The sequence below is a fragment of the Sphingomonas aestuarii genome (assembly GCF_054457155.1).
Map to the genome: position 1 here is coordinate 322,357 of NZ_JBTKVV010000004.1, position 12,530 is coordinate 334,886.

Annotated in this window: 14 protein-coding genes; 7 read left to right on the forward strand and 7 right to left on the reverse strand. The window is 65.0% G+C overall.

Features of this window, described 5'->3' with window-relative positions; genetic code table 11:
• Positions 1–82 precede the first annotated feature (82 nt).
• The 4 genes from ACX0GZ_RS09880 to ACX0GZ_RS09895 all read left to right on the forward strand — a co-directional run bounded on the left by ACX0GZ_RS09880 (position 83) and on the right by ACX0GZ_RS09895 (position 4,340).
• Positions 83–724 carry a Tim44/TimA family putative adaptor protein gene (locus ACX0GZ_RS09880; protein WP_458815899.1) on the forward strand — a complete coding sequence of 214 codons (642 nt, stop codon included), beginning with the start codon at positions 83–85 and terminating at the stop codon, positions 722–724.
• On the forward strand, positions 721–1,998 hold the full coding sequence (gene mltA / locus ACX0GZ_RS09885; protein ID WP_458816195.1) for a murein transglycosylase A: 1,278 nt from the start codon (positions 721–723) through the stop codon (positions 1,996–1,998). Before ACX0GZ_RS09880 ends, mltA begins: the two co-directional genes overlap by 4 nt.
• Positions 1,967–2,563 carry a Smr/MutS family protein gene (locus ACX0GZ_RS09890; protein WP_458815901.1) on the forward strand — a complete coding sequence of 199 codons (597 nt, stop codon included), beginning with the start codon at positions 1,967–1,969 and terminating at the stop codon, positions 2,561–2,563. Before mltA ends, ACX0GZ_RS09890 begins: the two co-directional genes overlap by 32 nt.
• Before the next feature lie 103 nt (positions 2,564–2,666).
• Positions 2,667–4,340 carry a putative bifunctional diguanylate cyclase/phosphodiesterase gene (locus ACX0GZ_RS09895; RefSeq protein ID WP_458815903.1) on the forward strand — a complete coding sequence of 558 codons (1,674 nt, stop codon included), beginning with the start codon at positions 2,667–2,669 and terminating at the stop codon, positions 4,338–4,340.
• Positions 4,341–4,445: 105 nt separating this feature from the next.
• On the opposite strand, the gene dapE is transcribed toward ACX0GZ_RS09895, so the two are convergent.
• On the reverse strand, positions 4,446–5,591 hold the full coding sequence (dapE, locus tag ACX0GZ_RS09900) for a succinyl-diaminopimelate desuccinylase (RefSeq protein ID WP_458815905.1): 1,146 nt from the start codon (positions 5,589–5,591) through the stop codon (positions 4,446–4,448).
• 11 nt (positions 5,592–5,602) lie between these two features.
• Here dapE and ACX0GZ_RS09905 point away from each other — a divergent pair, with 11 nt between their 5' ends.
• Positions 5,603–6,049 carry a cupin domain-containing protein gene (locus ACX0GZ_RS09905; protein ID WP_458815907.1) on the forward strand — a complete coding sequence of 149 codons (447 nt, stop codon included), beginning with the start codon at positions 5,603–5,605 and terminating at the stop codon, positions 6,047–6,049.
• Positions 6,050–6,052: 3 nt separating this feature from the next.
• Here the strand turns inward: ACX0GZ_RS09905 and ACX0GZ_RS09910 are convergent, their stop codons facing one another.
• Both ACX0GZ_RS09910 and ACX0GZ_RS09915 read right to left on the reverse strand, forming a co-directional pair.
• Positions 6,053–6,277, reverse strand: coding sequence for a hypothetical protein (locus ACX0GZ_RS09910; RefSeq protein WP_458815909.1), 225 nt, complete (start codon positions 6,275–6,277; stop codon positions 6,053–6,055).
• 153 nt (positions 6,278–6,430) lie between these two features.
• Positions 6,431–7,096, reverse strand: coding sequence for a glutathione S-transferase family protein (locus tag ACX0GZ_RS09915; RefSeq protein WP_458815911.1), 666 nt, complete (start codon positions 7,094–7,096; stop codon positions 6,431–6,433).
• Positions 7,097–7,173: 77 nt separating this feature from the next.
• Between ACX0GZ_RS09915 and ACX0GZ_RS09920 the strand changes: the two genes are divergently transcribed.
• Together ACX0GZ_RS09920 and ACX0GZ_RS09925 are read left to right on the forward strand one after the other, a co-directional pair.
• A complete protein-coding gene (locus ACX0GZ_RS09920) occupies positions 7,174–7,770 on the forward strand; it encodes an exopolysaccharide biosynthesis protein (protein WP_458815913.1) in 597 nt (198 codons plus the stop codon).
• A 74-nt stretch (positions 7,771–7,844) separates the two neighbouring features.
• The gene (locus ACX0GZ_RS09925; RefSeq protein WP_458815915.1) at positions 7,845–9,446 is read left to right on the forward strand and encodes a tetratricopeptide repeat protein; all 1,602 of its coding nucleotides are present in this window, start codon (positions 7,845–7,847) and stop codon (positions 9,444–9,446) included.
• A 20-nt stretch (positions 9,447–9,466) separates the two neighbouring features.
• On the opposite strand, the gene yihA is transcribed toward ACX0GZ_RS09925, so the two are convergent.
• The 4 genes from yihA to rnpA all read right to left on the reverse strand — a co-directional run bounded on the left by yihA (position 9,467) and on the right by rnpA (position 12,525).
• On the reverse strand, positions 9,467–10,105 hold the full coding sequence (gene yihA, locus ACX0GZ_RS09930; RefSeq protein WP_458815917.1) for a ribosome biogenesis GTP-binding protein YihA/YsxC: 639 nt from the start codon (positions 10,103–10,105) through the stop codon (positions 9,467–9,469).
• The gene (gene yidC, locus ACX0GZ_RS09935) at positions 10,102–11,805 is read right to left on the reverse strand and encodes a membrane protein insertase YidC (protein WP_458815919.1); all 1,704 of its coding nucleotides are present in this window, start codon (positions 11,803–11,805) and stop codon (positions 10,102–10,104) included. The genes yihA and yidC overlap by 4 nt, the downstream gene beginning before the upstream one ends.
• 29 nt (positions 11,806–11,834) lie before the next feature.
• Positions 11,835–12,047 (reverse strand): membrane protein insertion efficiency factor YidD, encoded by a 213-nt coding sequence (yidD, locus tag ACX0GZ_RS09940; protein WP_458815921.1) that lies wholly within the window; start codon positions 12,045–12,047, stop codon positions 11,835–11,837.
• 160 nt (positions 12,048–12,207) lie between these two features.
• The gene (gene rnpA, locus ACX0GZ_RS09945; RefSeq protein ID WP_458815923.1) at positions 12,208–12,525 is read right to left on the reverse strand and encodes a ribonuclease P protein component; all 318 of its coding nucleotides are present in this window, start codon (positions 12,523–12,525) and stop codon (positions 12,208–12,210) included.
• Positions 12,526–12,530: the final 5 nt, after the last annotated feature.

Below are 12,530 nucleotides of genomic sequence, written 5' to 3' on the forward strand. Positions count from 1 at the left end.
GGCAGGCGATTCAACGGGCGCAACATTTGAATCGGCCGCGCATTGAGCCTATGTAGCAGACTAGCAAATCCCCGGAGGCTCGGTGTTCTACGTTGTTCTTCTCGCCATGATCGCGGCATTTCTGGCGCTGCGACTCTATTCGGTGCTCGGCAAGCGCACCGGGCATGAGCAACCTTTGCCCAAACCGGCCGAGGATCGCACCGTCACGCCGCTGCCGCGCACGCTCGACATGCCCGCCGAGGTCAAGGACGCGCGCAACCCGTCGATCGAATCGGGCGCCGAGGCTGGCCTGCGCCAGATCGTCGCCGCCGACGGCGCATTCGATTCGGCGCAGTTCCTGGACGGCGCCAAATCGGCGTACAAGATGATCCTGGAGGCATTCTGGAAAGGCGACCGCGAAACGCTGGAATGGCTGGTCGAGGGCGAAGTGCGCGATGCGTTCGGCGACGCGATCACCGAACGCGACGAAGCGGGCCATGTCCTCGACAACCGGCTGGTCACCATCGAACGCGCCGTCATTTCGGATGCCGAAGTGTCAGGCGGCGTGGCGCGTATTACCGTGCGCTTCGATGCCGATATCGCGGCGGTGACGCGCGATGCCGACGGCAACGTCATTGCCGGATCGCTGACCGACGCGGTCGATACGCACGACGTCTGGACGTTCGCCCGCACGCTGAAAAGCGACGATCCCAACTGGAAACTTTCCGAAACCGACGAGGCCTGAGCCCGATGCGACGCTGGGGGGTGGTGGCGCTGGCGACGGCGCTGGCGGCATGTTCGGGCGGCATCGTTCCGCCCATGGCGGGCTCCGGCGCGCCGGCCGAACGACCGCGCGACGAAGGCGCTGCCGTCCCGGCGGATCGTCCGGTGCCGGTACGCCAGCCGACCGCGGCGACGCCGATGGCGGCGGTGGCGGCACCCGCTGCGGATGCGGCGGCGGTCAGCGCGGTTCAGGCAGGCCTGCGCGCCGGGCCGCCCATCGCCTCGCTTCCCTTCAACAACGACATGGCGGCGCGCGCGCTCGATGCGTTCCGGATCAGCTGCCCGTCGCTCCAGCGTCGCACCGACGCCACCGGGCTTACGCGCGGCAGCGATTGGGCGGCGGCCTGTTCGGCGGCGTCCTCGGCGCGGGGCGGCGACGCGCGGCGTTTCTTCGAAACCCAGTTCGAAACCGTGCAGGTCGCCGATGGGCGTGCCTTTGCGACCGGCTATTACGAGCCCGAAATCCGCGGATCGCGCGATCGCAGGCGCGGCTATGAAGTCCCGGTCTATGCCAGGCCCGCCGATCTGGTCGAGGTCGATCTGGGGCTGTTTGCGAACGACCTGAAGGGCAAGCGGATTCGCGGTCGCGTCGATGGCGACAAGTTCGTCCCCTATTACGACCGCACCCAGATCGAAGAAGGCGCGCTGGCCGGGCGCGGCCTGGAACTCGCCTGGGCTGCCGATCCGGTCGAGTTGTTCTTCCTGCAAATCCAGGGTTCGGGGCGGTTGCGGCTGCCCGACGGCTCGGTGATGCGGATCGGTTATGCCAGCCAGAACGGGCGCGATTATACCGGCATCGGCGCACTGATGAAGGAACGCGGGCTGCTCGGCCCCGGCCAGACGTCGATGCAGGGAATCATGGCGTATCTGCGTGCCAACCCGGCGGAAGGCCGCGCGATCATGCGCGAGAACAAGAGCTGGGTGTTTTTCCAGGAACTGACCGGTGCGGGTCCGCTGGGCGCGATGGGGCTGCCGGTGACCGGCTATGCCACCGTCGCCACCGATCCGCGCTTCGTGCCGCTGGGCGCGCCGGTGTTCCTGTCGATGGACCGGCAGGACGCGACGGGTTTGTGGGTGGCGCAGGATACCGGCGGCGCGATCAAGGGCACCAACCGCTTCGACACCTTCTGGGGCGCGGGCGACGAGGCGCGCGCGATCGCGGGGGGCATGTCGGCGCGCGGTACTTCCTGGGTGTTCGTGCCGCGTGGCACGCTCGCACGGCTCGGCGTCCGGTGAGGTGGCCGGGCGGCGACTGACACCCGACGAGGCCGCGCTGTGGCAGCGCGTCCGCGCCAGCGTCCGCCCGATCGAAAGCCGCATCGTCGCGGACGCCAGCATGGCCGATCTGCTCGCCGTCGATCTGAATCCGGTAAAGCGGGTCAAAGGCAGGGTGCCCGTGCCGCTGGCGACGCCCGCTGCCGCGCCGACCCCCGTTTCGGCGCGCGCGCGGCGTTCCGCCAACACGCTCGACGGCGGCTGGGACAAAAGGCTGTCGCGGGGCAGCATCGTCCCCGACCGGACGATCGACCTGCACGGATATTCGCTGGCGATGGCGCATGCCGTGCTCGAAGCCGAAATCGGCGACGCCCTATCCTGCGGCGACCGCGTGATCCTGCTCGTCACCGGCAAGCCGCCCCGACCCGAATCCGAACGGCCGCACGCTCGCGGCGCGATCCGCGCGAGCATCGCCGACTGGCTGGCGGGATCGCGCCATGCCAGCCGCATCGCCGCCGTCCGCGCGGCCCACCCCCGACACGGCGGAGCGGGCGCGCTTTACGTCATTCTGCGGCGTTCGCGTTGAGATTTGTTCGCAAGGATCAAGGATTCTTAACCCTTCTCCCCTAGCGTTCAGGGCTGGACGTGGACTGCCCGACAGGGCCGGGGAAGGGGCGACAACAGCGACGATGGACGATTTCTCGCTCAAATCGCGCGCGATCGTCTTTGCCCTGTGCGCAGGTGCGGTGTCGTTCATCCTGGCGCTGTTCGCGACCTCCAACGGGCGAGTCGATGCCGACAGCGCCGCCTATGCCGTGGTCGCCGCGATCATCTGCGGCGTGTTCTGCTGGGCCTCTGCCGAGCGCAGCATCGCCTCGACCGCAGGCGCCGTCGATGCCGCGATCGACCGCATGGCCCAGGCCGCCAAGGGCGACCTCGAAAGCCCGATCCCCGACGATGTCGCGCGCTGCGTGCCCCCGCTGGCGACCGCGATGGAGGATCTGTTCGGCCAGCTTCACAACAATCTGGCAAGCGTCCAGCGCCTTGCGCTGTTCGATCCGGTCACCGGGCTTGCCAACCGCACCAATTTCCGTTGCTCGGCTGAAACCGTGATCGAAATGTTGCCGCCGTCCGCCGATGCGGCGTTGTTTTTCATCGATCTCGACCAGTTCAAGGCGGTGAACGACAATCTGGGCCATGCCGTCGGCGACGCGCTGCTGGCGATGGTCGCCGAACGGCTGCGCGCGGTCGCCGAACGCGCGGTCGATCCCTTGGGTGAACATCGACCCCTGATCGGTCGCCTTTCGGGCGATGAATTCACGATCCTGATCCCGCACCTTGCCGATCCGTCGCAGGCCGACCGGGTCGCCGACGGCATTTTGGCGGCGCTCAACCGTCCGTTCGACCTTGCCGATCAGCAGGTGTCGATCGGCGCCTCGATCGGCGTAGCGTTCCGGCAGCATCATGGCCCCAGCCTGACCGAATTGATGCGCGCCGCCGACGCCGCCATGTATCATGCAAAGGCCAATGGGCGCGGGCGTGCCGAGCATTTTTCCGATCATCTGGCGTCGCGCCTGGTCGCGCGGGTCCGGCTGGAGGGCGAACTGCGCAGCGCGATCGAGCACGGCGAGTTCGAGCTCGCTTTCCAGCCCCAGGTCGCATCGCGCAGCGGTCGGATCGTCGGGGCGGAGGCGTTGCTGCGCTGGCATCACAGCGACGGCGTGCGCTTCCCCGCCAATTTCATTCAGCGCGCCGAGGAAACTGGCCTGATCGTCGAGATCGGCGAATGGGTGGTGGGATCGGTCGCGGCGACCATTTCGCGCTGGGCCGCTCTGGGCGTCGAACAGCGCCTGGCGGTCAATATCAGTCCGCGTCAGATCGACCATGCGACCTTTTTCCGGCGACTTCACGATGCGCTGCGCCGGGCGAACGCGCCTGCGCGCCTGCTGGAACTGGAGATTACCGAATCGCTGGCGATGCATTGTTCGGACGATGTGATCGACGCGATCACCGAATTGCGCGCCGAAGGGGCATCGGTCGCGATCGACGATTTCGGCACCGGCTATTCGAATCTCGCGCGGCTGCGCGACCTGCCGGTGGACCGGGTGAAGCTCGACCGCAGCCTGGTCGAGAATGTCGTCGTCCGCCACGAAGCGCGCACCATCGCGCAAGCGGTGATCGGCCTGATCCACGGCCTCAATTGCGAAGCGGTGGCGGAGGGGATTGAATCGACCGAACAGGCCGACGTGCTGCGCGTGATCGGCTGCGACGTGCTTCAGGGCTATGCTATCGCCCAGCCGATGGCGGAGGTCGCGTTCCTCGACTGGATCCGCGAGGAACGCGATCGCGCGATCCGGGCGTAAAGACGCCACCGTCGTCCATCGCGCTCCCGTTCGTTTCGAGCGAAGTCGAGAAACGCTACTTGGCGCCTGCGACACTTTTCTAGGCTACGCTCGAAACGACCGAGGTTATGGATTTCGAAAAACCCGCGTCAGAATATCCCCGTAAATGTCGGACAATGCGTGGAGATCGGCGACCGCGACCGCCTCGTCCAGCTTGTGCATCGTCGCATTGAGCAAGCCGAATTCCACCACCGGGCAGAGCTTCGACAGGAACCGCGCGTCGGACGTGCCGCCGCTGGTCGACAGTTCGGGGCGGATGCCGGTGCGCGCCTCGACCGCGTCCGACACCCATGCCGACAGCGCGCCGGGTTCGGTCAGGAACGCCTCTCCGCTGACCTTGACCTCGACCGCCGCCCCAGGGGCATGGCGCCGGACGATCTCGGTGATCCGCGCGCCCAGATCGTCGCCGCGGTGCAGGTCGTTGAAGCGGACCGACAGCCGGGCGGCCGCGCGTGCGGGGATAACATTGGTCGCGGGGTTGCCGACATTCAGGTCGGTCACCTCGATGTTCGACGGCTGAAACCAGTCGGTGCCCTCGTCCAGCACGAGGCCGTCGATTTCGGCGAGTGCCGCGACCAGCCGGGGGATCGGATTGTCGGCAAGGTGCGGATAGGCGACGTGGCCCTGACGCCCCTCGACCGTGATCCAGATGTTGACCGATCCGCGCCGCCCGATCTTGATCGTGTCGCCCAGCCGGTTGGTGGAGGTTGGCTCCCCCACCAGGCACAGGTCGGGGGAAAGGCCGCGCGCCGCCATCCGGTCGATGAGCGCACGGGTGCCGTAGATCGCGGGGCCTTCCTCGTCGCCGGTGATGATGAGGCTGACCGTGCCCCCATGGTCGCGGTGGCGGGCCGCGGCGTGGGTGAAGGCGGCGATCGCCCCCTTCATGTCCACCGCGCCGCGCCCGTAGAGCAGGTCGCCGCGCACTTCTGCGGCAAAGGGATCGCTTGCCCAGCCGCTGCCGGGCGGCACGACGTCGAGATGCCCGGCAAAGGCGAAATGCGGTCCGCCGACCCCGCGTAGCGCGAGCAGATTTTCGACCGGCCCGTCCGGCGCTTCTCCGGCGACGAAGCGATCGACCTCGAAGCCTTGCGCGACCAAGGCCGCTTCCATCACGTCGAACACCGCACCGCGCGCGGGCGTCACGCTTTCGGCGTCGATCAACGCCTTGGTGAGTTCGAGCAGGTCGGGCATAAAGGCTGGATCGGTCATCGGAGGATGCATTGCCCAAGCTGTCGCTCGACACAATCCCGCAGACCAACGCCACCGGCTATCCGCCGGAATATGCACAAGCCGTATCAGGGCGCTGGTATCGCCGCCTGGCGCCGCCGTCGGGGCTCAGCGACTTCGGGGTCAGCCATGTGACACTGAAGCCCGGCGCCTGGTCGTCGCAGCGGCACTGGCATGCGGACGAGGACGAATTCCTGGTGATGCTGTCGGGAGAGGCGGTGCTAGTCGACGATTCGGGCGAAACGCCGATGCGGGCGGGCGATTGCGCCGCCTTCGCCAAGGGCGACGGCAATGCCCATGTCCTGCAAAACCGATCGACCGAGGATTGCGTGTTCATCGCAGTCGGACGTCCGTCGAGCAGCGATTGCCACTATCCCGATATCGACATGCACCTGACGCCGGGGCGGGGATTCCACCGCAAGGACGGCAGCGATTTCTGAACCCTAGTGCTGGGGTTCCAGAACGTCGCGACAGATGGCGAAAGGCTCGCTCGCGCCGAACAGTCCGCCACCGGACTGCATCGTCTCGACCGCGACGACTTCCAAGTCGAGGGTGCGTCCTTCGCGCTTGAGCGCCAGACGGCCGCCGATCTCAGGCAGGCGGTTCAATTCGACGGTATCCAGAAAACGGGCATGGTCGCCGCCCAGAATCAAACGAACAGCAGGCATGGAATTGCCCCCCCTTTACGCGACATCACAACGCGACCCGACGAACGATTATCCGGGGCGAACGCAAGAGTCGATGCCCCTTATCACAGATCGACCCGAGGTTAACCGTTTGAAGGCAATACGGTTCCCTGATCGGACGGATGGAGGCGGATCCTAATCCGCCGTCTGTTCATATTGTTCGAGCACCCATTCCTCTTCCTGCGCCGAGGCGATCCAGTCCTGCATGAACGGATGCGCGAGCACTGCCTGCATGTAGCCGGGCGCAAAACGCGCGACCGGCAGCGAATAGGTGACCAACCGGGTGACGACCGGCGCATACATGATGTCCGCCGCGCCGAATTCGCCGAACAGGAAGTCGCCACCGCCGCCATAGCGCGCGCGCGCTTGCGCCCAGATTTCCATGATCCGCTGGATGTCGGCCATGACGTCCTCGTCGGGGCGTCTGGGCTCATACACTTGGCGGATATTCATCGGGCATTTGCGGCGCAGCGCGGCGAATCCCGAATGCATTTCGGCGGCCATCGACCGCGCCATTGCGCGCGCGCCTTCGTCGGCGGGCCAGAATTTGTCGCCGCCGGACTTTTCGTTCAGATATTCGATAATCGCCAGGCTGTCCCACACGACGACATCGCCGTCCCACAGGATCGGCACCTTGCCGCCGCCGGGCGCGAATTCGTCGCCTTCGCGGCGCTTGTCCCATTCGGCGTCGTACAAGGGGACGACGACCTCTTCGAACTTCAGTCCCGATCGCTTCGCCGCGAGCCAGCCGCGCAGCGACCAGGAGGAATAGGCCTTGTTGCCGATGATGAGCTTTAGCATGGGGGAGGGGATAGCCGCGCAGGCGTGCGGCTGTCGAGCGCGAGGAACCGTCGTCGCTCCATTTCGTTTGCGGAATGATGGCGGGCGATCCTCACAGCGTAAGCGAAATCCTGAACCGTCTCCGCGACATGGGTGAGAACGCGCACCGCGATCCCGTCGAACTGGGCGAAGCGGTCGAAGCGTTCGGCAAGCGCAGCGTCGGGCCGTTCCTGTTGGTGCCCGCGCTGATCGAGGTGTCGCCGATCGGCGGCATCCCCGCGGTGCCCACCTTGCTCGCGATCATCATCGCGCTGTCGGCGGCGCAAATCCTGTTCGGACGCAATCATATCTGGCTGCCGGGGTTTCTGGAACGCCGCCACGTGAAGGGCGACAAGGTGGTCAAGGCCGCCGACACGCTGGCCGGTATCGGCAGGTGGATGGATCGATGGTTCCACGGTCGGCTGAAATGGCTGACCGGCCCGCCGTTCGACCGCATCGCGGCGGGCATGTGCATATTGCTGTGCGCAACCGTCCCGCCGCTGGAACTGATCCCGTTTGCCAGCACCGCGCCAATGGCGGCGATCGCGGCGTTCGGACTGGCGCTGTTGGTCAGGGACGGGGCGCTGATGGCGGTGGCGATGGTCGCGTCGGTCGCGGCGCTGGGGTTCGCGGGAGTGGCGCTGCTTACGCCGTAACGGTGGCTGTCCGAGCCATGTCGGGGTGGACAGCGCGCCCCCGCACTGGCAGCTTTCGGCCAAGGGGGATTTTCATGCGATTGATAACGAACGGAATTGCGCTTGCCGTAGCCGTCACTGCGATCACCGCCGCACCGACGGCCGTGGCGCAAACCCCGTTTCATGATGTGGCCGAACCGGACGAGCGCTCGACGCTGGACGAGATCATCGCCACGATAAGCCGAGCAAGCACGTTCGGGGAATCGACGTCGGAGGCCGAACTGGCTGAAGTTCGATCGCAACTCGATTCGGTGCTGCTCGACCTGCCCCGACCCACGCGTTTGCGCGGGATGGTTCAGATGCTGCGTGCGGGGTTTCGTGAGGGTCATGACGATGCCGCCGCGGGTCGCGCCTATGAAGAGGCGATACGGCTTCTCCCCGACGACCCCCGCCCAAAGTTGATGGCGGCGCATTTCTATACATTTTCCGGTGCACCGACACGTGCCGCCGATCTTTTGTCGTCCGCGATCGAACAGGCGCCGACGGACGTGGTTGCGTATCCCGAATATGAACTCAACGCGCTGATGGGCAATCTGACCGATATCGGCGATACGGACCGGCGGGACCGGCTGTACGCGCGGTTTGCCGAGATCGGCTATGTCTGGAGCACCGCCGATTTGCGGAGCAGTGCGGCAATGGCACTCGTCCGCGCAAGCATCGCCAAGGGGCAACCCGAAATCGCCTCCCGTCATTTCGGCGAGATCGGCGGCAGCGAGTTTCGCCTGCTTTACATCGACCGGCGCTATGAAACGATCTGGCCTGCCATGTCGAAATGGGCGGAGCCCGACCTGTCGCGCCAGCACAGGCTTTATCTCGAATCGTTGCGGAGCGATTGGCAGGCGACGCAGTCGATGGTGGCCGCCAACAGCTATGCCCGCGTGCTGAACGAGGCTCAGGCGTATCAGGACGTGATTGATCTGTTCCATGACCGGTTGAACGGGGACGGGCCGCTGCCGGAGAGTGCGGAACTGCTGGTGGCGCCCGTGGCGCGGGCCTTGCTGTCGACCGGGCGGCCCGCGGAGGCGGTAACGCTGATGGAGAACAGCCTGGCGCGCGCCACCGGGCCGACCGCCAATATCCAGAAGCTGAATATCGACGCCAATCTGGTCTCGATCCACAGCGAAGCCGGAAACGCGGCAGAAGCAGTGCAGGTGGCGGATCGCTGGTTCAGAACGGTCGAGCCGATGGGGTCGCAGATCAACCTGTCGGCGATTGCCGGGGTCAGCGCCAACCTTGCCTGTGCAATGCTCGCTGCCGATCCGCAGGCGGACGTGGCGGCTCTTGCCCGGCGGATCGTCGCCACGCGCGATGCGATGCCGGCGCCCGCCTATCAGCTTTATGCCTGTCAGGGCGATGTGGCGTCGGGACGCGCATTGGTGACGCGCGCGCTGGCGAACGAGACGACCCGTCCCTGGGCGCTGCGGCAGTTGCAGCCGAACCATCAGGTGCAGCACACCAGGGAAGCCAAGATCATGGCCGGGTTCCGCGCGGCGATGGTTGCCGATCCTGCGCTGGTCGCAAGCGCAGAGGCGGTCGGGCGAATCCTGCCTTCTCCGGTCGGCGAAAACTTGCCTGACGGGTTCGATCCGCTGGCACCTTCGACGATGCCGAGCCCGGTTGCGTCCCCAACGACGTAAGGACGCGCGGCGGTGGGAGGCTAACCGATCGCCTCGATCACCGCAGCGCGCAGTTCGGCGATGCCCATGCCCTTTTCGCTCGACGTCTGAAGGATGTCGGGGTGCGCGGCGGGGCGTTTGCGGGCTTCGTCGGCCGTGGACTGCGCGACCGCTTCCAGCTCGCTCGCCTTGATCTTGTCGGCCTTGGTCAGGACCAGGCGGTAGCTGACGGCGGCCTTGTCGAGCATGTCCATGATCTCGCGATCGACGTCCTTGATGCCGTGGCGGCTGTCGATCAGCACCAGCGTGCGCTTCAGCGCCTGACGCCCGCGCAGATAGTCGTTCACCAGGAAACGCCATTTCTTGACGATGTCCTTGGGCGCCTTCGCAAAGCCATAGCCGGGCATGTCGACCAGCCGGAAGTTGATCGGCTCGCCCACGTCGAAAAAGTTCAGCTCCTGTGTGCGACCGGGCGTGTTCGACGTGCGTGCTAGGCCGTTGCGACCCGTGAGCGCGTTGAGCAGCGACGATTTGCCGACGTTCGACCGGCCAGCGAATGCCACTTCGGGCACATCCGCATCGGGGATGAATTGCAGGCTGGGCGCCGATTTCAGAAAGGCGATCGGCCCGGCGAAGGTCTTTCGCGCGGACTCGATCGCTTCTTCGTCGAAACCGCTCATTTCGGCTTCGCTTCGGCGGCCTTGAGCGCGGGATGCCGCGAATAGAGCCACTTTTGCTGCGCGATGGTGAGCAGGTTGCTGGTGATCCAGTAGACCTGCAAGCCAACCGCGAACGGCGCCATCACGAACATCAGCACCCACGGCATCAGCGCGAACACCTGTTTCTGGATTTCGTCCATCGGCGCGGGGTTCAGCTTGAACTGCGCCCACATCGAAATGCCCAGCATGATCGGGAATACGCCGATGTGCAGGAAGCTGGGCGGGGTAAACGGGAGCAGGCCGAACAGGTTGAGCGGGGTCAGCGGATCGGGCGCGGACAGATCCTGAATCCACAGAACGAACGGCTGATGCCGCATTTCGATGGTCAGCATCAGCACCTTGTACAGCGCATAGAAGATCGGAATCTGAAGCAAGGTCGGCAGGCAGCCCGCGAGCGGATTGACCTTCTCGTCCTTGTACAGCTTCATCATCTCCTGCTGGAGACGTGGCTTGTCTTCCTTGTAGCGTTCCTGAAGCGCCTTCATCTTCGGCTGGATCGCCCGCATCGAGGCAAAGGACGCGAACTGCTTCTGCGCGATCGGGAACATGATCAGGCGGATGGTGAAGGTCAGCAGGATGATCGCGAGACCGAAATTGCCGACCAGACGGAACAGCCAGTCGAGATAGTGGAAAATCGGCTTTTCGACGGGTCCGAACCAACCCCAATCGATGGCATTTCCAAATAGAGGGATGCCTTCTGCCTCGTATCGATCAAGCAGATCGACTTCCTTCGCACCGGCAAAAAAGCGTGAAGTCGAAATCAGTGCCTGTCCTGGTTGCAGCACACGGGGATTATCAGACTGATAAAGGGCTTGGTAATTTCCGTTGCCTGTTGGACGAAACCGCAGGTCAACGTTCGATCCTTGGTCTGGCACCAATGCAGCCAGCCAGTAGATATCGGTGAACCCAACCCAGCCACCACGACTTGCGAAATTGGCTTGCGACTTGTCGATGTCATCGTAATCATATCCATAGTCTACAGTGCCGCCGTAAGACGCCACCGGACCGGAGTGGATTGTGAAGGTACTGGGATCGGCTGAATCCTTATGGCGATTCAGGTATGCAAACGGCGCGGCGCTTACGGCCTGACTACCGGTATTCGCCGCGATTTGACGAACGGTGAACATATAACCATCGTCGACAGAAATCTGCATCCGGAATGCGCGACCGTTGCTTGTCGTGCTTAACGTGATGGGCGTTTCTGGCGTCAGCCGGTCGCCATTTGCGGTCCAAACAGTGTCGGGGCCGGGGGCGGACAATCCATCACCCGACCACCCAAAGCTGGCAAAATATGCGTTCTCCGCCCCCGAGGGAGACAGCAAGCGGATAGGATTGCTGTCTTCGGCGATCGTTTCCGCATGGCGCAACAGCACCAGATCGTCGATCCGCGCGCCACGTAGATTAAGCGAACCACGCACGCGTGGAGTTTCGATTGCGACGCGCGGAGTCTCCGCCAATATCATCGCGCGGTCTCGCATTGTCGCAGGCGTGTCCGGGCTGGTGACCGCGCGCGGATCGGCCTGCGCAGTCTTTTCCCCCGCCTCGATCGTCACCGGCGGTGGCGGCGTCGGGAAGAAGCGACCGACGATCGGCTCCCAGGCGAACAGGATGATCGCGGCAATCACCGCGAAGATCAGGAAATTCTTCTGGTCTTCTTTCACCGACTAACCTCGAAAATTCGTGCGTGCCTTTACGGCACCGGATCGTGGCCCGATCCGCCCCAGGGATGACAGCGCCCGATCCGCCGAAGCGCGAGCCAGCCGCCTTTGACAGCCCCATAGCGGCGAAGTGCCTCGATTGCATAGGCCGAACAGGACGGCGAATAGCGGCACGACGGCGGCAGGATGACTGAGGGGCCGAGCTGCCACCCGCGTGCGATAAGGATGAGGAGCTTTGCGATCATGGGGTTGCCACACAATAACCGTCACCCCGGCCGTAGTGCCGGGGTCCACTACGCCGCTTGCGCCGCGTCTGTGCTGCTAGCCGAAAACCATGCTGCCCGGTGGACCCCGGCACTACGGCCGGGGTGACGGAGGAGAAAGTAGCGTGACTGAACGCCCAAATCACCGCCGCACCTTTTTCAGCGCTTTGGACAACTCGTTTCGCAGTTCCGCGAAGTCCCGCTCGACACCACTGGCGCGTCCGATCAGCACATGATCCGCGCCCGGCACGCCTTCGACCGGCAACAACTCGCGCGCGAGTTCGCGCAACCGGCGCTTCATCCGGTTGCGCGTCACCGCGTTGCCCACTTTCTTGGAAACCGTGTAACCGATTCGCATCGTCGGCGAATCGTCCGCGCGCTCGCGGACCAGCAGGACGAAGCCGGGCATCGGTGCCCGCCGTCCGCTGTTGGCGGCGAGGAAATCCCCCCGCCGCGTCAACTGGA

Coding starts and splice junctions, on each gene's coding strand:
- ACX0GZ_RS09920 (WP_458815913.1), top strand. CDS start 7,174: ATGGCGGGCGATCCTCACAGCGTAAGCGAAATCCTGAACCGTCTCCGC.
- dapE (WP_458815905.1), bottom strand. CDS start 5,591: ATGACCGATCCAGCCTTTATGCCCGACCTGCTCGAACTCACCAAGGCG.
- ACX0GZ_RS09915 (WP_458815911.1), bottom strand. CDS start 7,096: ATGCTAAAGCTCATCATCGGCAACAAGGCCTATTCCTCCTGGTCGCTG.
- ACX0GZ_RS09895 (WP_458815903.1), top strand. CDS start 2,667: ATGGACGATTTCTCGCTCAAATCGCGCGCGATCGTCTTTGCCCTGTGC.
- ACX0GZ_RS09910 (WP_458815909.1), bottom strand. CDS start 6,277: ATGCCTGCTGTTCGTTTGATTCTGGGCGGCGACCATGCCCGTTTTCTG.
- yihA (WP_458815917.1), bottom strand. CDS start 10,105: ATGAGCGGTTTCGACGAAGAAGCGATCGAGTCCGCGCGAAAGACCTTC.
- ACX0GZ_RS09925 (WP_458815915.1), top strand. CDS start 7,845: ATGCGATTGATAACGAACGGAATTGCGCTTGCCGTAGCCGTCACTGCG.
- yidD (WP_458815921.1), bottom strand. CDS start 12,047: ATGATCGCAAAGCTCCTCATCCTTATCGCACGCGGGTGGCAGCTCGGC.